This window comes from Pseudomonas sp. 2995-1 (assembly GCF_002742505.1).
GTDB classification, from domain to species: domain Bacteria; phylum Pseudomonadota; class Gammaproteobacteria; order Pseudomonadales; family Pseudomonadaceae; genus Aquipseudomonas; species Aquipseudomonas sivasensis.
In genome coordinates this window covers 1-19,967 of sequence record NZ_LJSA01000359.1, presented here as the reverse complement: position 1 = coordinate 19,967, position 19,967 = coordinate 1, and the positions used below count along the sequence as shown (strand labels likewise).

Annotated in this window: 20 protein-coding genes and 1 pseudogene; 7 read left to right on the top strand and 14 right to left on the bottom strand. The window is 60.0% G+C overall.

From position 1 onward, the window contains the following. Nucleotides 1-22 precede the first annotated feature (22 nt). From cueR to AOA61_RS16470, 3 genes are all read right to left on the bottom strand, one after another. Nucleotides 23-424 carry a Cu(I)-responsive transcriptional regulator gene (gene cueR, locus AOA61_RS16480; RefSeq protein WP_032887118.1) on the bottom strand — a complete coding sequence of 134 codons (402 nt, stop codon included), beginning with the start codon at nucleotides 422-424 and terminating at the stop codon, nucleotides 23-25. Further along, nucleotides 421-2,622: a cation-translocating P-type ATPase gene (locus AOA61_RS16475; RefSeq protein WP_099602165.1), complete on the bottom strand. Its 2,202-nt coding sequence runs from the start codon at nucleotides 2,620-2,622 to the stop codon at nucleotides 421-423. The genes cueR and AOA61_RS16475 overlap by 4 nt, the downstream gene beginning before the upstream one ends. A 66-nt stretch (nucleotides 2,623-2,688) precedes the next feature. Next, nucleotides 2,689-3,069: a hypothetical protein gene (locus AOA61_RS16470; protein WP_099602164.1), complete on the bottom strand. Its 381-nt coding sequence runs from the start codon at nucleotides 3,067-3,069 to the stop codon at nucleotides 2,689-2,691. A gap of 147 nt (nucleotides 3,070-3,216) precedes the next feature. On the opposite strand from AOA61_RS16470, the gene AOA61_RS16465 reads away from it, so the two are divergent. Both AOA61_RS16465 and AOA61_RS16460 read left to right on the top strand, forming a co-directional pair. Then, on the top strand, nucleotides 3,217-3,414 hold the full coding sequence (locus tag AOA61_RS16465) for a heavy-metal-associated domain-containing protein (RefSeq protein WP_032887113.1): 198 nt from the start codon (nucleotides 3,217-3,219) through the stop codon (nucleotides 3,412-3,414). Nucleotides 3,415-3,498: 84 nt separating this feature from the next. Then, entirely contained in the window at nucleotides 3,499-4,692 is a 1,194-nt protein-coding gene (locus AOA61_RS16460; protein WP_032887112.1) for a multidrug effflux MFS transporter, read from the top strand. A gap of 8 nt (nucleotides 4,693-4,700) precedes the next feature. Here AOA61_RS16460 and AOA61_RS31545 read toward each other — a convergent pair whose 3' ends face one another. The 3 genes from AOA61_RS31545 to AOA61_RS16450 all read right to left on the bottom strand — a co-directional run bounded on the left by AOA61_RS31545 (nucleotide 4,701) and on the right by AOA61_RS16450 (nucleotide 6,354). Beyond that, a complete protein-coding gene (locus tag AOA61_RS31545; protein WP_163033283.1) occupies nucleotides 4,701-4,874 on the bottom strand; it encodes a hypothetical protein in 174 nt (57 codons plus the stop codon). Between the two features lie 147 nt (nucleotides 4,875-5,021). Then, entirely contained in the window at nucleotides 5,022-6,035 is a 1,014-nt protein-coding gene (locus AOA61_RS16455) for a zinc-binding alcohol dehydrogenase family protein (RefSeq protein ID WP_099602163.1), read from the bottom strand. 25 nt (nucleotides 6,036-6,060) lie between these two features. Beyond that, a complete protein-coding gene (locus tag AOA61_RS16450) occupies nucleotides 6,061-6,354 on the bottom strand; it encodes a putative quinol monooxygenase (protein WP_099602162.1) in 294 nt (97 codons plus the stop codon). Nucleotides 6,355-6,470: 116 nt separating this feature from the next. Here AOA61_RS16450 and AOA61_RS16445 point away from each other — a divergent pair, with 116 nt between their 5' ends. Then, on the top strand, nucleotides 6,471-7,397 hold the full coding sequence (locus AOA61_RS16445) for a LysR family transcriptional regulator (protein WP_099602161.1): 927 nt from the start codon (nucleotides 6,471-6,473) through the stop codon (nucleotides 7,395-7,397). A gap of 137 nt (nucleotides 7,398-7,534) precedes the next feature. Next, nucleotides 7,535-8,221 (top strand): helix-turn-helix transcriptional regulator, encoded by a 687-nt coding sequence (locus AOA61_RS16440; protein WP_032887106.1) that lies wholly within the window; start codon nucleotides 7,535-7,537, stop codon nucleotides 8,219-8,221. Nucleotides 8,222-8,267: 46 nt separating this feature from the next. On the opposite strand, the gene AOA61_RS16435 is transcribed toward AOA61_RS16440, so the two are convergent. Continuing rightward, entirely contained in the window at nucleotides 8,268-9,221 is a 954-nt protein-coding gene (locus tag AOA61_RS16435; protein WP_099602160.1) for an adenosine deaminase, read from the bottom strand. Between the two features lie 194 nt (nucleotides 9,222-9,415). Here AOA61_RS16435 and AOA61_RS16430 point away from each other — a divergent pair, with 194 nt between their 5' ends. Then, nucleotides 9,416-10,507, top strand: a complete 1,092-nt coding sequence (locus AOA61_RS16430) for a calcium:proton antiporter (RefSeq protein WP_032887104.1) — start codon at nucleotides 9,416-9,418, stop codon at nucleotides 10,505-10,507. A gap of 76 nt (nucleotides 10,508-10,583) precedes the next feature. On the opposite strand, the gene AOA61_RS16425 is transcribed toward AOA61_RS16430, so the two are convergent. The 6 genes from AOA61_RS16425 to AOA61_RS16400 all read right to left on the bottom strand — a co-directional run bounded on the left by AOA61_RS16425 (nucleotide 10,584) and on the right by AOA61_RS16400 (nucleotide 16,574). Next, complete coding sequence (locus tag AOA61_RS16425) at nucleotides 10,584-11,942, bottom strand: 8-oxoguanine deaminase (protein WP_099602159.1); 1,359 nt, start codon at nucleotides 11,940-11,942, stop codon at nucleotides 10,584-10,586. 144 nt (nucleotides 11,943-12,086) lie between these two features. Next, nucleotides 12,087-12,773, bottom strand: a complete 687-nt coding sequence (locus AOA61_RS16420) for an SDR family oxidoreductase (RefSeq protein ID WP_032887102.1) — start codon at nucleotides 12,771-12,773, stop codon at nucleotides 12,087-12,089. A 57-nt stretch (nucleotides 12,774-12,830) separates the two neighbouring features. Beyond that, nucleotides 12,831-13,412, bottom strand: a complete 582-nt coding sequence (locus AOA61_RS16415) for a YigZ family protein (protein WP_099602158.1) — start codon at nucleotides 13,410-13,412, stop codon at nucleotides 12,831-12,833. Nucleotides 13,413-13,424: 12 nt separating this feature from the next. Then, nucleotides 13,425-14,084, bottom strand: a complete 660-nt coding sequence (locus tag AOA61_RS16410) for a TetR/AcrR family transcriptional regulator (protein WP_032887099.1) — start codon at nucleotides 14,082-14,084, stop codon at nucleotides 13,425-13,427. An 87-nt stretch (nucleotides 14,085-14,171) separates the two neighbouring features. Beyond that, complete coding sequence (locus tag AOA61_RS16405; protein ID WP_099602157.1) at nucleotides 14,172-15,566, bottom strand: uracil-xanthine permease family protein; 1,395 nt, start codon at nucleotides 15,564-15,566, stop codon at nucleotides 14,172-14,174. A gap of 87 nt (nucleotides 15,567-15,653) precedes the next feature. Beyond that, nucleotides 15,654-16,574, bottom strand: coding sequence for a LysR family transcriptional regulator (locus AOA61_RS16400; RefSeq protein ID WP_032887097.1), 921 nt, complete (start codon nucleotides 16,572-16,574; stop codon nucleotides 15,654-15,656). Nucleotides 16,575-16,699: 125 nt separating this feature from the next. On the opposite strand from AOA61_RS16400, the gene AOA61_RS16395 reads away from it, so the two are divergent. Both AOA61_RS16395 and AOA61_RS16390 read left to right on the top strand, forming a co-directional pair. Next, entirely contained in the window at nucleotides 16,700-18,049 is a 1,350-nt protein-coding gene (locus AOA61_RS16395) for an aspartate aminotransferase family protein (protein ID WP_032887096.1), read from the top strand. 39 nt (nucleotides 18,050-18,088) lie between these two features. Further along, entirely contained in the window at nucleotides 18,089-19,582 is a 1,494-nt protein-coding gene (locus AOA61_RS16390) for a CoA-acylating methylmalonate-semialdehyde dehydrogenase (RefSeq protein ID WP_099602156.1), read from the top strand. Nucleotides 19,583-19,781: 199 nt separating this feature from the next. On the opposite strand, the pseudogene AOA61_RS31840 reads toward AOA61_RS16390, so the two are convergent. Next, nucleotides 19,782-19,967 (bottom strand): annotated as a pseudogene (locus AOA61_RS31840) (hypothetical protein); the annotation flags it as partial.

Below are 19,967 nucleotides of genomic sequence, written 5' to 3'. Positions count from 1 at the left end.
TTGTAGTTAGTCAGTTAGAGCCTCACGCGCAGCAGCTTCCCGACGCCAACTCCTTGAGAATCGGACAATCCGGCCGATGATCGCCCTGGCAGTGCTCAACCAGATCTTGCAACGTATCCCGCAACTGCCCCAGCTCCAGAATCTTCTGGTTCAACGCCTCGATATGCTGGCGCGCCAAGGCTTTCACGTCGGCGCTGGCCCGTTGCCGGTCCTGCCACAGGGTCAGCAGCTTGCCGACCTCTTCCAATGAAAACCCCAGATCCCGCGAGCGTTTGATAAACGCCAATGTGTGCAAGTCGTCCGGGCCATACACACGGTAGCCACTGTCGGTGCGGTGGGCGGCTTTGAGCAGGCCGATGGATTCGTAGTAGCGAATCATCTTGGCGCTCAGCCCGCTTTGGCGTGCGGCTTGGCCGATGTTCATGGGCGTTGATCCTCTAGGTCAGTGGGTTTCCAGGTTTTCAACAACAGTGCATTGCTCACCACGCTGACGCTGGACAAGGCCATAGCCGCGCCCGCCAGCACCGGGTTGAGCAGGCCGAATGCGGCCAGGGGAATACCGATCAAGTTATACACAAACGCCCAGAACAGGTTCTGGCGGATTTTTGCGTAGGTCTTGCGGCTGATCTCCAGAGCGGCCGGCACCAGGCGTGGGTCGCCGCGCATCAGGGTGATACCGGCAGCATGCATGGCCACGTCGGTGCCGCCGCCCATGGCGATGCCGATATCGGCCGCCGCCAGGGCCGGGGCGTCGTTGATGCCGTCGCCGACCATCGCCACCACGCCGGTTTTTTTCAGCTCGGCGACGGTGGCGGCTTTATCGGCGGGCAGCACTTCAGCGTGGACATCGTCGATGCCCAGTGCGTGCGCCACCACGCGGGCGCTGCCGCGGTTGTCGCCGGTGAGCAAGTGGCTGCTGATGTGCTGGGCCTTGAGTTGCTCAACGGCTTCCAACGCACCGGGTTTGAGGGTGTCGCCAAAGGCGAACAACCCGAGTACGCGCGGTTGTGGACCCTGTTCGATCAGCCAGGACAGGGTGCGGCCTTCGGACTCCCAATCGCTGGCGACACCTGCCAAGTCACCCGCGCTCAAGCCGATTTCTTCCAGCAGACGGCGATTGCCCAGTGCCAGTGGCCGACCGTCGAGGGTGCCGGCAATGCCGCGCCCGGTGAGGGATTGGCTGGCGCTCACATCCGCCACCTTCAGCCCTTGTTCGCTGCAGGCATCCAACACGGCTTTTGCCAGGGGATGTTCGCTGCCGCGTTGCAGCGCGCCGGCCTGTTGCAGCAGCAGGGCTTGATTGCCATCCACCGCGACCAAGTGGGCGATTTTTGGCGTGCCGGAGGTGAGGGTGCCCGTCTTGTCGAAGACCACGGCGCTCACTGCGTGGGCGCGCTCCAGCGCTTCGGCGTCCTTGATCAGGATGCCGTAGCGGGCGGCGACACCGGTGCCGGCCATGATTGCAGTCGGCGTGGCCAGGCCAAGGGCGCAAGGGCAGGCGATCACCAGCACGGCCACGGCGTTGATAATCGCGGTCTCCAGCGACGCGCCGTACAGCCACCATCCCACCAGCGTGAGCACCGCCAGTACCAGCACGGTCGGGACGAAGACCTGGCTGACTTTATCCACCAGTTTCTGAATCGGCGCCTTGGCGGCCTGGGCGTCTTCCACCAGGCGGATGATGCGTGCCAGGACACTTTCAGCACCAAGGGCGGTGGTGCGCACCAGCAGACGACCTTCGCCGTTGATGGCACCGCCGGTGACTTTATCGCCGGGTTGTTTCGGCACCGGCAGGCTTTCACCGCTGATCAACGCCTCGTCGGCATGGCTTTGGCCTTCGATCACTTCACCGTCCACCGGGAAACGCTCGCCGGGTTTGACCAACACCAGGTCATCGAGCTTCAACGCGCTGATGGCGACGTCTTCTTCACGGCCATCCTGGACACGCAGTGCACGTTCAGGGCGCAGGGCTTCCAGCGCACGGATGGCGCTGGCAGTCTGGCGTTTAGCACGGCTTTCCAGGTATTTGCCCAGCAATACCAAGGCAATTACCACCGCTGAAGCTTCGAAGTACAGGTGCGGCGCCATACCCGCATGTGCGGTGAGCCATTCATAAATGCTCAGGCCGTAACCGGCGCTGGTGCCGATGGCGACCAGCAGGTCCATATTACCGGCGCCGGCGCGTACGGCTTTCCAGGCGGCTATGTAGAAGCGCGCACCGAAAATGAATTGCACGGGCGTGGCGAGGGCGAACTGCACCCAGGGCGGGAGCATCCAGTGCAGGCCAAAGGGCTCCAGCAGCATCGGCAGCACCAACGGCAATGCCAGCGCAATGGCCAGCAGCAGCGACCAACGCTCGCGGTGCAGGCGCTGGGCTTGATCGGTATCGGTGGCGATTTCGCTTTGAGGCAGGCTGGCGCTGTAACCGGCCTTGTCGACCGCCGCAATCAGCACGGCGGGGTCCATTTGGCCCTGCACTTCGACGTGGGCGCGCTCGTTGGCCAGATTGACACTGACGCTTTGCACCCCCGGCACCTTGCCCAGCGCACGCTCGACACGCCCGGCACAGCTGGCGCAGGTCATGCCGCTGATGGGCAGATCAAAGGTGGTGGATCCATTCATGGGGCATTCCTCCAGAAGAAGTTGCCCCTAGCATCAACCTTGACCTGTGGGTAAGGTCAAGCGCCTTCAGTAATCCAATGCAGCCGCTTTGAGGTACATGCCATCCGGACCCTGGGCGATCCGTAACTTGCGTACGTCACCGGCCTTGAGCGTGATGTTTTGCGCGGGCGGGGCGAGCAGGCCAGGCAGGCAGCCCGCAGCTTGGCCCGGCAGCAGCTTCAGGCGCAGTGACACATCGCCGGCGGGCAGGTTGAACGAGGTGGACTGTTCCTGGAACAGGCGCCCGGCCAACTGGTCCTGGATGTACAGGCCGATCTCGCAATTGGTCAGCACTTCCAGGCGTTCCCGGGAAATGATCAACACCGCATAGTCTTGATCGGCACTGGCCATGGGCGCAGCGGCAGACAAACTCATCAAGCCGGCAAGGGCAAAATACGACCAGCGCATGGCGAATGCTCCGTGGTGTGAATCAAAGATGGTTCAAGCTTGGCCGACAGTGCCGCCGAATACCAGCCCGGCCGATTTTTTCAGAACTTGACCTTGCCATTGTGGCAAGGTCGAGACTGGGTTCAACCTCATCAAAGGAGTTATGTCATGCAAGTATTCAGTGTTGAAGGAATGACCTGCGGCCATTGCGTCCGGGCGGTGACCCAGGCGGTACAGAGTAAGGATTCAAGCGCCAGTGTGAAGGTCGACCTGGCCGCCAAGGAAGTGGGCGTGGAAAGCCGCTTGTCTGCCGAAGAGGTGATCAGCTTGATCACTGAGGAAGGCTACAGCGCCAAGCTCGCCTGATTTTAATAGTTAGCGAGCTATCGTTATGTTCAAGGCATCCAGGCCCGGCTAGACTGTCGGGCTGCCGACTCTCTTGGGTGCCTGATGAACCTTCGCATAATCCTGATTCTGGGTGCCTTGAGCGCCTTTGCGCCGCTGGCGATCGATTTCTACCTGCCGGGCTTCCCGGCGATGGCCACAGCGTTTGCCACCGATGAAAAACACATCCAGCTGACCCTGGCGGTGTACTTCGCCGGTCTGGCCATTGGCCAATTGATCTATGGCCCGCTGGCGGACCGTTTTGGTCGGCGCGGGCCGCTGCTCAGCGGCGTGACCCTGTTTACCCTGGCGTCCTTCGCCTGCGCCTACGCGCCCTCCCTCGATTGGCTGATTGGCGCACGCTTCGTGCAGGCCCTTGGCGGCTGCGCGGGCATGGTGATTTCCCGCGCGGTGGTCAGCGACAAATGCGATGCCGTGGGCTCGGCTAAGGTGTTTTCCCAGTTGATGCTGGTGACCGGCCTGGCGCCGATTCTTGCGCCGCTGGCCGGCGGGGTGATGGTCGGGTTGTGGGGCTGGCAGTCGATTTTCCTGGCATTGACGATCTTCAGTGTGATGGCCGCTATCGCCGTGGCATTCGGCTTGCCTGAAACCTTTCCAGCCCATCAGCCACGCCAGCCGTTGTCGGGCTCGTTGCGCCGCTATTTTGGGCTGTTGTCCGACCGGGTTTACCTCGGTTACGCCCTTACCGGCGCGCTGTCGATTGCCGGGATGTTTGCCTACATCGCGGGTTCACCGTTCGTGTTTATCAAACTGTATGGCGTGCCCGCTGAGCATTACGGCTGGGTATTCGGCTCCAACGCCGCTGGCTTCATCCTAGTGGCGCAGCTCAACGCTCGCTTGCTGGCCAAGCGTGGCCCGGCGTTTTTGCTGTCGCGTTCGGTGTGGGTGTATCTGCTGGCGGGTCTGACGCTGCTGGGCATCACGGCGTTGCGCACCGATGCGCTGTGGCCATTGCTGGTGCCGCTGTTTATCTGCATCGCCAGTCTGGGCTGCATTTTGCCCAACACCTCGGCGTGTGCCATGAGCGGGCAGGGCGCTCGGGCAGGCAGTGCGTCGGCATTGCTCGGCTGCATCCAGTTCGGTGTGGCGGCGGGGGCGGCGTCGCTGGTGGGGGTGTTGCACGATGGCACGGCCATGCCAATGGCGATGGTCATCAGCCTGTGCGGTGTATTGGCGGTGACGGTGGCCGTGTCGACCCAACGCCTGCAACGGGCCAGAGCCTTGCAGGCGCAGGGCTGAGAGGCGGGTCAGCCAGCGGCGGAGTGTTGCTGGCTGATTGGAAAACGGTGGGGCGCCTTGATACGCGCTTGCAGGGTATCGGCAAAGGCGCGCGCCTCGGCTTCAGTGTGGAAAGTAATGGCTTTCTGGTCCAGACGGACCTCCCACTGGGATTTTGCTAACGCTTTTATCAGGATCTTCATTGCTGACTTCCTCACGTAAAAGAATCGTGGCAAAGGCGGCCAATATAAACCCCGGATACGCTCACAAATATGACAAAGATCAACTCTCTGACTAGCGGTGTCGTCCATTACTCACACGAATAACGGACAACACTGACAGCCGTTGTTTTAGAACCCTTCCAGCACGATCTTGCCCTTGGCCTTACCGCTTTCCAGCAGTGCATGAGCCCGGCGCAGATTCGCCGCATTGATCACGCCGAAGTGCTCGCCCACTGTGGTTTTCAAGGTGCCGGCGTCGATCAGCTCGGCCACGCGATTGAGTAGGTTGTGCTGCTCAATCATGTCCGGCGTCTCGAACATCGAGCGCGTGTACATAAACTCCCAATGCAGCGACAGGCTCTTGCGCTTGAGTTTGCTCACGTCCAACGCCTTGGGGTCGTCGATCAGTGCCAGCTTGCCTTGGGGTTGCAGCGCTTCGACCAACTGGTCCAGGTGATGCTCGGTTTGGGTCAGGCTGGCGACGTGGGTGACCTGCGGGTGGCCGGCTTGTTTCAACGCTTCACTCAGCGGTTGGCTGTGGTCGATCACTAGGTCGGCGCCGAGGGCCTTGGTCCATTCCTGGGTTTCCGGGCGCGAGGCGGTGCCGATTACTTTCAATCCGGTGAGCTGGCTGGCCAGTTGGGTCAGGATCGAACCCACGCCACCTGCGGCACCAACGATAAGCAGGCTCTGGCCTTCGTCTTCTTTACCTTCATGCACCTGCAGGCGCTCGAACAGCAGTTCCCAGGCGGTGATGGCGGTCAGCGGCAGCGCGGCGGCTTCGGCAAAGCTCAGGCTCTTGGGTATATGGCCGACGATACGCTCGTCCACAGTGTGCAGTTCACTGTTGCCACCTGGGCGTACCAAGGAGCCGGCGTAGAACACTTTGTCGCCGACCTTGAACAGGCTCACGTCACTGCCGACAGCCTTGACCACACCGGCGACGTCCCAGCCCAGCACTTTGGCGGCGCCGTTTTCCGGGGCGACGTTCTGGCGCACCTTGGTGTCCACCGGGTTCACCGAGATGGCTTTGACTTCCACCAGCAGGTCGCGTGGGCCGGCGACGGGCGCCGGCAATTCGATGTCTTGCAGGGATTTTTCATCGGTGATTGGCAGTGATGCGTAGTAGGCAATGGCTTTCATGGGGGGCTCCGGAAAAAGGCGGTGATCAGGCGAGAAACTTCAGGCGCTTGAGTTCGAAGTGTTCGAGTACATCAGCGGCCTTGGCGCGAAAACTTTGGATATGTGCGCTTTGGTCATGGTCGGCCAGTGCGGCGTCATCGCTCCAGCGTTCGAGCATGTAGAAAGTCTCGGGGTGTTGCAGGTCTTGGTGCAGGTCGTATTGCTCGCAACCGGCTTCAAGGCGGGTAGGTTCCAGCAGGCCGCGCAGCAGGGTTTCCAGGGTGGCCTGTTGGCCAGGTTTGGCGATCAGCGTGGCGATGACGTTAAAAGCTTTGGGCATATTCAATTCCAGACACGTAATGAACGGGATGGACAGATGATTGGTCATTTCCCCTGAAGATAAAAGCGGCTAAAACAGCACTCTGTTTCAATAATATTTTGATAATGGGTGGGTGGATGCTGCGTTTTGATGATTTGCAGTTGTTTGTGCGCGCTGCGGACTTGGGGAGTTTGTCGGCGGCGGCGCGGGTGATGGACCTGTCGCCTGCCGTGGCCAGCGCGGCGCTCAAGCGTATCGAGCAACAATTGGGCGCGCGCTTGCTGGCCCGTTCCACCCGTAGCCTGCGCCTGACTGCCGAAGGCGAGGGCTTTCTGGAATACGCCCGCGCCTCGTTGAGCTCCCTTGATGAAGGGCGACGTCTTTTGGCCAGCGGTCAGGACCATGTCAGCGGTGTGCTGCAACTGTCGGCGCCCTCGGATTTTGGCCGCAACCAACTGCTGCCGTGGCTGGACGAGTTCCAGCGTGAGTATCCGCAGCTCGCCGTACGCCTGCTGTTGGGTGACCGGATTGCCGACCTGTTCCGCCAGCCGGTGGACATTGCCCTGCGTTATGGTGAGCCCGAGGACTCCAGCCTGATTGCACTGCCCGTCGCGCCGCGCAACGTTCGTGTGCTGTGCGCAGCCCCCAGTTACCTCGCACGCCACGGTGAGCCGCGACACTTGGAGCAATTGGCCCAGCACAATTGCTTGCTGTATATGCTCGGCACCCGAGTGCATGACCACTGGACGTTTCACGACGGCAAGCGCGAAGTCAGCCTGACGGTCAGCGGCGACCGCTTCAGCGACGATGCCGATGTGGTGCGCCGCTGGGCCGTGGCGGGTATGGGCATTGCCTATAAATCCTGGCTGGATGTGAGCACCGACCTGCTGGCTGGACGACTGCGCCTGATCCTGCCGGAACTGCGCGGCGAGCGCACGCCGCTCAATCTGCTGTGTGCCCATCGCGCGCAGTTGAGCAAACCCATCAACCTGCTGCGGGAAATGCTCGTAGCTCGCTGTGCGACATTGACGGCTCAATTGTCGGAGCGATTGGACCTCGTGTAATAGCCTCCGTAACGCAAGGAAATTTCACTCAAAACCCGTCCCTACTCTGGCTGTCAGACGCCACGGAACCCGCCCTTGGCGCACTTATACTCTGGCGCCTACCGCATCAGAAAAGTAATTCGACAGGGAGTGAATCGATGGAAGAAGCACCATGCATTAGTCAGATTGCCAGCTTGCTCGCTGAGCCAAAACGCACAGCCATGCTGTGGTCCTTGATGGACGGCTCGGCGAAGTCGTCGAAGGAACTGGCGGCACTTACCGGTCTACCGTCGGCCTCGGCCAATGCACATCTGGCGCGGCTGACCAGTAGCGGCTTGCTGCGAACCGAAGCGCGGTATGGCAAGCGACTGTTTCGCTTGGCAGACGGCGATGTCAGCGCCGCCATCCATGCCTTGGCCAGTACTACCCTGGCCAGTGCCACACGCAGTGCGCCGGGTGTTTCAACGCAGGTCTTGGTTGCGCCGCCGTCATTACGCCGTGCTCGGCTGTGTCATGGTCATCTTGGTGGCGAGCTGGCGGCGCAGTTGTATGAACGAATGATGGCGGCGAGGTGGATCGAGCGCCATGAGCAACGGCTCGCCGTCACATTCAAGGGCGCGCAGCAAATGGCGGGCCTGGGCATTTTTACCCAAGCATTGGCAATGCCGCTGCTGTGCGATTGTTTTGACTGGAGCCAGCAGCAACCACACCTCGGGGGCGCGCTGGGTGCTGGGTTGTTTCAGTTGTTCCTGCAATCGAACTGGATCAGCCTGGTCAACGAGTCCCAGGCTGTGGTGGTCAACGACGTCGGGCTGGAAGAGATCGCCCGATTGGCCGCGCTGTAGGAGCAGGCGCCGTGGTCACAGGCGCTCACTCCAACATTCGCTCACGTCAGGGCTTTACGAGTCGCGCATCCAGGCTGTTCTGCGCCAGGCGTTTGGCCTGGTCCTGGGTCATGCCCAAGGAGGTGTACAGCGCGTGGAAGTTCTCGGTGACATAACCGCCGAAGTAGGCCGGGTCATCGGAGTTCACGGTCACTTTCACGCCACGCTCAAGCATGTCGAGGATGTTGTGCTGGGCCATGTCGTCGAACACGCAGAGCTTGGTGTTGGACAGCGGGCACACGGTGAGTGGGATCTGCTCGTCGATGATGCGCTGCATCAGGCGTTCGTCTTCGATGGCGCGCACGCCATGGTCGATTCGCTGGATTTTCAGCAGGTCGATGGCTTCCCAGATGTACTCCGGTGGGCCTTCTTCGCCGGCGTGGGCAACGGTGAGGAAGCCTTCATGGCGGGCACGGTCGAACACGCGCTGGAACTTGCTCGGCGGGTGACCCATCTCGGAGCTGTCCAGGCCCACGGCCACGAACGCATCACGGAACGGCAGCGCCTGGTCGAGGGTTTTTTGTGCTTCGTCTTCGCTCAGGTGACGCAGGAAGCTGAGGATCAGCCCGCTGGTGATGCCCAGTTGCTGCTCGCCATCTTTGAGTGCTGCGGCGATCCCGTTGAGCACGACTTCGAACGGCACGCCACGGTCGGTGTGGGTTTGCGGGTCGAAGAACGGTTCGGTGTGGATCACGTTCTGCTCTTTGCAGCGCAGCAGGTAGGCCCAGGTCAGGTCGTAGAAGTCCTGAGACGTGCGCAGCACATCGGCGCCCTTGTAATACAGGTCCAGAAACTCTTGCAGGTTGTTGAACTCGTAGGCCTTGCGCAAGGTTTCGACGTCGTTCCACGGCAGCGCAATCTTGTTACGCTCGGCCAGGGCGAACAGCAGCTCAGGCTCCAGCGAGCCCTCCAGGTGCAGGTGCAGTTCAGCCTTGGGCAGGGCGTTGAGCCAATCGTACATGTCTAAATTCTCATCAGGTGCAATGGCGGCATTCTACAGGGCATAGCCGAAATAATCGGTAAAACCTGACCGGCAGGAGAGTATTCGTTTTATTCGCGCAAGAGGGTTGTGAACTAAGGTGTAACGAAACGTTAGCAGCGTGGCGCAGTCTGTACCCCATCAATGACTGATTTGCTGTACGAAAAAGGCCCCGAATGCTCACCTCCCTCAAGCAAGAAAAATTCATGCTACTGGCGCTGATTGCCGCCATCGCCGCCTACCCGCTGGAGCACTGGATGCTGCACAGCGGGCAAATAGTCGCGCTGTTGGCAGGCGTGGCGCTGATTGGTTTTATCGTAGTGGCGTCGATGCGCGTGGCCCACCACGCCGAGCAACTGGCGGAGAAAGTTGGCGACCCCTACGGCACCATGATCCTTACCCTGGCCGCCGTGCTGGTGGAAGTGGTGATCCTGGCGATCATGATGAGTAATGAGCCATCGCCCACCCTTGTGCGTGACACTATTTATTCGGCAGTGATGCTGGATATCAACGGCATCCTCGGCCTGGCCGCCTTGATGGGCGGCATCAAGCACGGCGAGCAGTCCTACAACGACGACTCGGCGCGCACCTACAGCGTGATGATCCTCACCGCCATGGGCGTGTCGATGGTGGTGCCGGAATTCATCCCCGAAGCTGACTGGAAAATTTACTCAGCCTTCACCATTGGCGCGATGGTGGTGCTCTACACCTTGTTCCTGCGCATGCAGGTGGGGCCGCACAGTTATTTCTTCAGCTACAGCTATCCGGAAAAACGCCGCAAAAAACTGCCGGAAGAGGAGCAAACGCCGCCGGTGAACTTGGTGTTCTCCATCGGCACGTTGGTGTTTGGCGTGATTGTGATTGGCGCGTTGGCCGAGGTGATGTCCAAGACCCTCGACCTGGGTCTGGAAGGCACGGGCGCACCGCCGGTGATTACGGCGATTGTGGTTGCAGCCATTTCGGCGGCACCGGAAATTCTCACGGCCTTGCGCGCCGCATTGGCCAACCGCATGCAGTCGGTGGTGAATATTGCACTGGGAGCGTCGTTGTCGACGGTGATTTTGACGGTGCCGGTGATGGAGGCCATGGCGCTCTACACTGGCCAGCCTTTCCAGATGGCGATGACGCCGGTGCAAACGGTGATGGTGTTTATCACGCTGATTGTCAGTGCGATCAACCTCAACGATGGCGAAACCAACGCTATCGAAGGGATGACCCATTTTGTGCTGTTTGCGACATTCATCATGTTGTCGCTGCTGGGATTGTAAGAACACAGCAGATAAAAAGCGGGAGGGGTTGTGCGACGAATCGACGTTCCCCTCCCGCATGTTGAACGGTGTTTATTTAGGTCCCTGCGATCAATCGTCGCGCCGCCTGGCTGTGATCGGCGATCAAACGTTTCAGATCCAGGCCCTCGACCTGCCCGTCGATCACTCGCCATTTGCCCGCGACCATCACCCGATCCGCACGATCCGCACCACACAACAGCAGCGCCGAAATCGGATCATGGCTACCGGAGAACCGCAGCTCATCAAGTTTGAACAGCGCCAGATCCGCCTGTTTGCCGACGGCCAATTCACCGATATCCGTACGCCCCAGCAACTGCGCCGAACCTTTGGTGGCCCAGCCGAGCACGCCTTCGGGGGTGATCTTTTCTGCGCCATAACGTAGACGCTGGATGTACAGGGCCTGTCGTGCTTCGAGAATCATGTTCGATGCATCATTGGAGGCGGAACCGTCCACGCCCAGGCCAATGGGCGCGCCCGCGGCTAGCAAGTCGAGGGTAGGGCAGATGCCGGACGCCAGGCGCATATTTGAGCTTGGGCAGTGGCAGATACCGGTACCGGCGGCGCCAAGGCGGGCGATCTCATCAGGGTTGAAGTGAATGCCATGTGCCAGCCAAGTGCGTGGGCCGAGCCAGCCCACGCTGTCGAGGTAATCCACGGTGCGCAGGCCGAAGCGTTGCAGGCAGAAATCTTCTTCGTCGAGGGTTTCCGCCAGATGGGTGTGCAGGCGCACGTCTAGGCTGTTGGCCAGTTCGGCGCTGGCACGCATGATTTCCGGTGTGACGGAGAACGGCGAGCAAGGCGCCAGGGCAATCTGGATCTGTGCGCTGTCGCCGCGTTGGTGGTATTCGCGGATCAGGCGCTGGCTGTCGTCGAGGATGACCTGCCCTTGTTGCACGGTCTGTTGCGGCGGGAGGCCACCGTCGGCTTCGCCCAGGCTCATGGAGCCCCGGGTAAGCATGGCGCGCATGCCCAATTCGCGCACCGTATCAACTTGCACGTCGATGGCATTTTCCAGGCCGTCGGGGAACAGGTAGTGGTGGTCGGCGGCGGTGGTGCAGCCCGAGAGCAGCAATTCGGCCAAGGCGACTTTGGTGGCCAGAGCAAGTTTCTCGGGCGTCAGACGCGCCCACACCGGGTACAGGGTTTTCAGCCAGGGGAACAACGGCTGATTGACCACCGGCGCCCAGGCACGGGTGAGGGTTTGGTAAAAATGATGGTGGGTGTTGATCAGGCCGGGCAGGATCACGTGTTCGCGTGCATCGAACACCTGTCCACAAGGCACAGCGGGCTCTTTCCCCCAGCCCAGCACTTCGGTGATCACACCGTCCTGCTGCACCAGGCCGCCACGGGCATCGAGGCCATTGGCAGTGAAAATCGCGAGGGGGTTTTTTAACCAGATACGGGTCGCAGGCATTGGCCGGCTCCTCTGAATGATGGGTTCAGGTTTGCCAGCTCAGTGTTGCCCTGTCTGCTGATCCAGGGTCGCCGGTTGGGGCGAGGGCGCAGTCTACGCGCGCAGCGTTATCGACGGCAATCAGTCGATAACGCTGCCCGTCGCTTACCAGGCGATGGTGTCGCCTTTGTAGTCCACGAAGTGGTGACCACCTTTGCCGGTGTAGGCATTTACCTGATCCACCAGGCCGCGCACGCTGGTGTCGACATCGATGTGCGCGTTTTCGCCGCCCATGTCGGTCTTCACCCAGCCCGGATGCAGTGACAGAACAGTGAGTGTGTGGTCGCCCAGTTGAGTGATGAAGCTGTTGGTCATGGAGTTCAGCGCGGCTTTGCTGGCCTTGTACAGCGCCAGGTCTGAGCCGTCGGGGATCGTTACGCTGCCCAATACCGAACTCATGAATGCGAGCACGCCGCTGTCTTTGCGGATCTGCCCGACAAAGCGCTGCGCCAGGTTGATCGGCGCCACGGCATTAGTGAAAAACAACTGGCCGACTTCCGCGAGAGTGGCGTGACCGGGCTCCTGGTTGGCCGGACCCTTGACGCCGGCGTTGACGAACAGCAGGTCAAAGGTGCGCTCTTTGAGGCGCTGTGCCAGGGCGATCACGGCTTGCTGATCGTCCATGTCCAGTTTTTCGATCTGCACCGGACCCACCGCTTTAAGGGCATCAGCCTTGCTCGGATCACGCACGGTGGCGGTCACGTCCCAGCCGTCCTGGAGCAATTGCTTGACCAGGCCAAGGCCCAGCCCGCGCGAGGCGCCGATGATCAGTGCGGTTTTTGGCGTAGACATGAAAAGCTTCCTTTAGAGTCGCGGTTCAGGGGGATTCAGCAAATAACAGTAACAGTTTCAGCGTTGCAGCAGGATACGCCCACGGCTCAGGTCGGCGAGTTGGGCTTGGAGCGTGTCGATGTGCGCCTCACCCAGTGCCAGTTGCAACTCCACACCATTGGCGGTGAAGTTTTCTTCCACCACTAGGCCGCCAAGTTCAGCAACGCGCAGCTTCAGCAAGTTCAGCTCGGAGAATCCACAGGCGCAACTCAGTGGTACGCGGCTGATCAGTTCGAGACGCTCGGCATTCTGCAGGCATTTGTTCGCTCCGCCGCCATAGGCGCGGGCGAGGCCGCCGGTGCCCAATTGGATGCCGCCGTACCAGCGAATCACCAATACCGCGACTTGATCAAAACCCTGGGCTTCGATGGCTGCGAGAATCGGCCGCCCGGCAGTGCCACCGGGTTCGCCGTCGTCACTGCTGCGGTATTGGTCGGCCAGCTTCCAGGCCCAGCAGTTGTGCGTGGCGTTCAGGTCGCTGTGTTGCTCGAAAAAAGCCTGAGCGTCCTGCGGGCTGGTGATCGGGGCGGCGAGGGTGATGAAGCGGCTTTTGCGTATTTCTTCACGAAACTCGCAAAGGCCGGTGAGCGTGAAAGGCATAAGTGACTTCGTCTATAGGCTCGGCTTGATGCCGCAGCCTTTGAGAATGATGTGGATCAGGTTGGTGCCGGCATCTTCCATATCTTGCTTGGTCAGCTTGGTGCGACCGGTGACGCGGCAGATCTGGGTGGCGAAGTCTGCGTAGTGCTGGGTGCTGCCCCACAGCAGGAAGATCAGGTGCACGGGGTCGATGGGGTCCATCTTGCCTGCGTCGATCCAGGCTTGGAACACTGCCGCCCGGCCACTGAACCACGTGCGGTAATCCTGGCTGAAATATTCGGTGAGGCATTCGCCGCCGCTGATGATCTCCATGGCGAAGATCCGCGAGGCCTGGGGTTGGCGTCGCGAAAACTCCATCTTGGTGCGGATGTAGCGGGAGAGGGCCACGGCAGGGTCGTCCTCGGCGGTCAGCGTGTTGAAGGTGCTGTCCCACAGTTCGAGGATATTGCTGAGCACGGCAATATACAGGCCCAGCTTGTTCGTAAAGTAGTAGTGCAAGTTGGCCTTCGGCAATCCGGCGCTGGCAGCAATAGTGTTCATGCTGGTGCCCTTGTAGCCATGGCGCGCGAATTCATCTTCAGCAGCCTGGAGAATCGCTTGTTCGTTCTTTTGCCGAATGCGGCTGGCGGGCTTACCGGCGTGGTTGCTGTGGGCAGGAACTTCGAGGCTCATGGAGATTACCGTGCTGATCGATAGAGACGACGTGTGCACAGATAACCCACCCTCGAGCCTCAGACAAGTCCCGATGCAATAAAACCCTTAAAGCGGTTCCAAGGTGTCGCTTTCCGGCGCTTGGTTTGCGGCAGTTTCGATCGCCTTGGATTCCGGCAGTAGCAGGCACAGTACGATGGCGGTCAGCCCGCCGCTGGTGATGGCGGAGTCGAACAAGTTCTGCACCAGGGTTGGCATCAGGTGAAGCAGATTGGGTTGGGCGGCGATGCCCAGGCCGACGCCAAACGACGTGGCGATGATCAGCATGCTGCGTCGGTCCAGCGGCGCCTGGGCGAGGATGCGCACGCCAGCGGCGGCCACACTGCCGAACATCACCAGGGTCGCGCCGCCCAATACGGGTTTGGGGATTTGCTGCAGCACCGCACCAATCAACGGAAACAAACCGAGGCAAAACAGCACCACGCCTATATATAAGCCAACGTAACGGCTGGCCACGCCAGTGAGTTGGATCACGCCGTTGTTCTGAGCAAAGGTGGTGTTGGGGAAGGCACTGAAAGTGGCCGCGATCATGCAACTCACGCCATCACCCAGTACGCCTCCCTTGAGTCGGCTTATATAAGAAGGGCCGCTGATGGGCTGGCGGGCGATCATGCAGTTGGCGGTGAGGTCGCCGACGGTCTCGATGCTGCTGATCAGGTAAATCAGCGCGATCGGTAGGAAAGCGCTCCAGTCGAAGTTGAACCCAAAGCGAAACGGAATCGGCAGGCTCACCAGAGGTAAGTCAGGCAGGGCTTGGGGCACGAGTTTGCCGCTGAACCACGCCGCTAGGCTGCCAAGGGCCAGGCCGATAATGATCGCCGAGAGCCGCACCCAGGGCGTGTTGGAACGGTTGAGCAGAATGATCGTCAGCACCACGAACAGGCCCAATGCAAGATTGGTGGGCGCGCCGAAGTCAGGGGCGTTGAAGCCACCGCCGAGGTCGGTAATGCCGACTTTGATCAGGCTGATGCCGATTAGCGTGATGACAATCCCTGTCACCAAAGGCGTGATGACTCGGCGCAGTTGGCCGATAAAACGGCTCAGCACGATCTGCACCGCCGCGCCGAAAAAGCACACGCCGAAGATCATCGCCATGATGTCTTCCGGGCTGCCGCCGCGTTGTTTCACCAGGAAGCCTGCCGACAGTACCGCGCCGAGAAAGGCAAAGCTGGTGCCTTGCAGGCAAATCATCCCGGCGCCTATCCCAAATGGCCTACGCGCCTGGATGAATGTGCCGACACCGGACACCATCAACGCCATGCTGATCAGATAGGGCAAATGGGCGGTCAGGCCCAGAGTGGAGCCGATGATCAGTGGCGGAGTGATGATGCCGACAAAAGCGGCCAGCACGTGCTGCAGTGCGGCCAGAAATGCCGGGGCGGGTTTGGGGCGGTCGTTGAGGCCGTAGATCAGGTCGCTGGGGGTGGAGGATTCTGGTGGCATGGCGGGCTAACTCAAGGCGGATGGTCAAGTTCCATCTGTTCTTGCAAAAAGCTGTCCAGTTGCTCAGCTTTTAGCGTAAAGCCTGAGCTAGCGCGTTGTGGCCAGGCTGTCGAGGAAGCTTTCCAGCACCAAATGAGGGCGACGGCCCTTGCGTGTGACCGATGCGAGGCTTAAATCGTAAAAACGCGTAGCCGATTTCAGCGCACGCAGTCGGCCTTGTTGTACCCAGAGGCTGGCGTAGTGGTCGGGCAGGTAGCCGATGTAGCGGCCGGTCAGGATCAGGAACGCCATGCCTTCGCGGTCCGAGGCGCTGGCGGTGCAGTTGAGCGCTTGGTAATGGGCCTGGATTTCGGCAGGCAAACGGAATGTTGGAGCGATGGCGTCCTGGCTGTCGATGCGCTCGTCGCCCAACTGCTTGTCTTCGGCGTAAAACAACGGATGGCCGACTGCGCAATAGAGCAGCGAGCGTTCGCTGTACAGCGGTTGGTACTCCAATCCCGAAAGGGCGCTGGCCTGGGGCACTACGCCCACATGCAAACGACCATCGAGTACGCCTTGTTCGACTTCATTGGGGGCGATCATGCGGATTTGGATCTGCACGTCTGGGCCGCGCTCCTTTAATTGGGCCAAGGCGTGAGTGATGCGCATGTGGGGCAGGGTGACGAGGTTGTCGGTGAGGCCAATGATCAACTCGCCGCGCAAATGCTGGTGCAGACCGTTGACCTCGGTGCGAAAACTTTCCAGTGCACTTAATAGTTGCAGGGCTGACTGATAGACCTCGCGGCCTTCTTCGGTCAGTGAGAACCCCGCGCGGCCACGTTGGCAGAGGCGCAATCCGAGACGCTGCTCAAGGTCGCTCATTTGCTGACTGATGGCCGAGCGCCCGATGCCGAGCACGGTTTCCGCTGCCGAGAAGCCGCCGCATTCCACCACACTCCGGAAGATGCGCAGCAGGCGAATATCAAAGTCGCTCACTTGGGCGAGGGGATCGGGTCGACGGCTGCTCATAGTTTAGTGAAGGCCTGACTGAAGGTTAGAAGAGTTGAATTTCACCGACTTTATCGCCGTGGCAATTTAGCTGCAACAACGCGTTTCAATCCCGACGCGGCCTTTTGCCCTGCGAGGTTTTGCTGATGAACATGCCTGAAAACGCCCCATCGTCCCTGGCCAGCCAACTGAAGTTGGACGCGCACTGGATGCCCTACACGGCCAACCGCAACTTCCAGCGTGACCCGCGCCTGATCGTGGCCGCCGAAGGTAGCTGGTTGACCGATGACAAGGGCCGCAAGGTGTACGACTCGTTGTCTGGCCTGTGGACGTGCGGCGCCGGGCACACACGCAAGGAAATCCAGGAAGCGGTGGCCAAGCAATTGGGTACGTTGGATTACTCCCCTGGCTTCCAGTACGGTCATCCGTTGTCCTTCCAGCTGGCGGAAAAGATTACCGACCTGACCCCAGGCAACCTTAATCATGTGTTCTTCACTGACTCCGGCTCCGAGTGTGCCGATACTGCGGTGAAGATGGTGCGTGCCTACTGGCGCCTGAAGGGCCAAGCCACCAAGACCAAGATGATCGGCCGCGCCCGTGGCTATCACGGTGTGAACATCGCGGGCACCAGCCTGGGCGGCGTGAACGGCAACCGTAAGATGTTTGGCCAGGCGATGATGGACGTTGACCATTTGCCGCACACCTTGCTGGCAAGCAATGCGTTCTCCCGCGGCATGCCTGAGCTGGGCGGCATCGCATTGGCCGATGAGTTGCTCAAGCTGATCGAGCTGCATGACGCTTCCAACATCGCGGCAGTGTTTGTCGAACCGATGGCTGGTTCCGCTGGCGTGTTGGTGCCGCCGCAGGGGTATCTCAAGCGTCTGCGAGAGATTTGTGACCAGCACAACATCCTGCTGGTGTTTGACGAAGTGATTACCGGTTTTGGCCGTACCGGCTCGATGTTCGGCGCCGACAGCTTCGGCGTGACTCCGGATCTGATGTGCATCGCCAAGCAAGTCACCAATGGCGCGATCCCCATGGGCGCGGTGATTGCCAGCAGCGAGATCTATCAGACCTTTATGAACCAGGCGACGCCTGAGTACGCGGTGGAATTTCCACACGGCTACACGTACTCGGCGCACCCCGTTGCTTGCGCGGCTGGCCTGGCGGCACTCGACCTGTTGCAGAAGGAAAACCTGGTGCAGAGCGTAGCCGAAGTCGCTCCGCACTTTGAGAATGCGCTGCACGGTTTGAAGGGCAGCAAGAACGTGATCGACATTCGCAACTACGGCTTGGCCGGTGCGATCCAGATTGCCCCGCGTGACGGTGATGCCATCGTGCGTCCATTCGAGGCAGGCATGGCTTTGTGGAAGGCGGGTTTCTACGTGCGCTTTGGCGGCGACACCCTGCAGTTCGGGCCAACCTTCAACAGCAAGCCGCAGGATCTGGATCGCCTGTTTGATGCGGTCGGCGAAGTGCTGAACAAGATCGACTGATTTCTCTTTCTATATAGAACAACTTTTCAGGAGCCCTGCATGAGCCTTATCCAGCATTTGATCAACGGTGAGTTGGTCAACGACAGTGGTCGCAGTGCCGACGTATATAACCCGTCCACCGGCCAGGTGATTCACCAAGTACCGCTGGCCAGCCGTGAAACCATTCAACAAGCGATCGACTCGGCCAAGGCAGCATTCCCGGCGTGGCGTAATACCCCGCCGGCCAAGCGTGCCCAGGTGATGTTTCGTTTCAAGCAGTTGCTGGAACAGAATGAAGCGCGAATCTCGCAGTTGATCAGCGAGGAGCATGGCAAGACCCTGGAAGACGCGGCGGGTGAGTTGAAGCGTGGCATCGAGAACGTTGAGTACGCATGCTCGGCGCCGGAGATTCTGAAGGGCGAGTACAGCCGCAACGTTGGGCCGAACATTGATGCTTGGTCGGACTTCCAGCCGTTGGGCGTGGTAGCGGGTATTACGCCGTTCAACTTCCCGGCGATGGTGCCGCTGTGGATGTATCCGCTGGCAATCGTGTGCGGTAACTGCTTCATCCTGAAGCCTTCGGAGCGTGATCCGAGTTCGACGCTGCTGATTGCGCAACTGTTGCAGGAAGCCGGTCTGCCTAAAGGCGTGCTGAGTGTGGTGCACGGTGATAAGGGCGCGGTTGACGCATTGATTGAGGCGCCGGAAGTCAAAGCGCTGAGTTTTGTGGGGTCGACGCCGATTGCTGAGTACATCTATTCCGAAGCGACCAAGCGCGGCAAGCGCGTGCAGGCGCTGGGCGGGGCGAAGAACCACGCCGTACTGATGCCAGATGCGGACTTGGATAATGCGGTCAGTGCGCTGATGGGCGCGGCGTATGGCTCCTGCGGGGAGCGCTGCATGGCCATCTCCGTGGCCGTCTGCGTAGGTGACCAGGTAGCTGATGCGTTGATCGCCAAGCTGGTGCCGCAGATTAAGGCGCTGAAGATAGGTGCGGGCACGATGTGCGGGCTGGATATGGGGCCGCTGGTAACCGGTCAGGCGCGGGATAAGGTCAGCGGCTACATAGAAGACGGTGTTGCTTCGGGTGCAGAGTTGGTGGTCGATGGCCGTGGGCTAAGTATTACCGGGAATGAAGATGGCTTCTTCCTCGGTGGCAGCCTGTTTGACCGTGTGACGCCTGAGATGCGCATCTATAAGGAGGAGATCTTCGGTCCGGTGTTGTGCGTGGTCCGGGTGAGCAGCCTGGAGGCGGCGATGCAATTGATCAACGACCATGAGTATGGGAACGGTACGTGCATCTTCACCCGTGATGGTGAGGCGGCCCGTCTGTTCTGTGATGAGATTGAAGTGGGTATGGTTGGGGTGAACGTTCCACTGCCGGTTCCGGTGGCTTATCACAGCTTTGGTGGCTGGAAACGATCGCTGTTTGGTGACTTACATGCGTACGGTCCGGATGGCGTGCGTTTTTACACCCGGCGCAAGGCGATTACCCAGCGTTGGCCTCAGCGGGCCAGTCATGAGGCGTCGCAGTTTGCTTTCCCTAGTCTGTAAGGCTCTATGAGCAGAAAGCCGGCCCTTTTGGGCCGGCTTTTTCGTTTCTAGGGCTTTTTTTGAGTTATATGGCAAAAATATGAAAAAGAAGGTTGACCACAGATTCTAGGAGCCTATAATTCGCCCCACTTCCGGCGCAGTCGAAACGGAAAACTCCTTGGTAAACAATGGGTTGCGCAGTTTTCGGCGGTAAGTTGCTTCAGTTCATCGAAGCCAAAAGGAAGTTGAAAAAGAGGTGTTGACAGCGGCGTGTAACGCTGTAGAATTCGCCTCCCGCTGATGAGAGATCAGAAGCGCAAGTGGTTGAGGTTGTTGAAGAAATCTTCGAAAGCTTCTGAAAATAATCACTTGACAGCAAATGAGGCTGCTGTAGAATGCGCGCCTC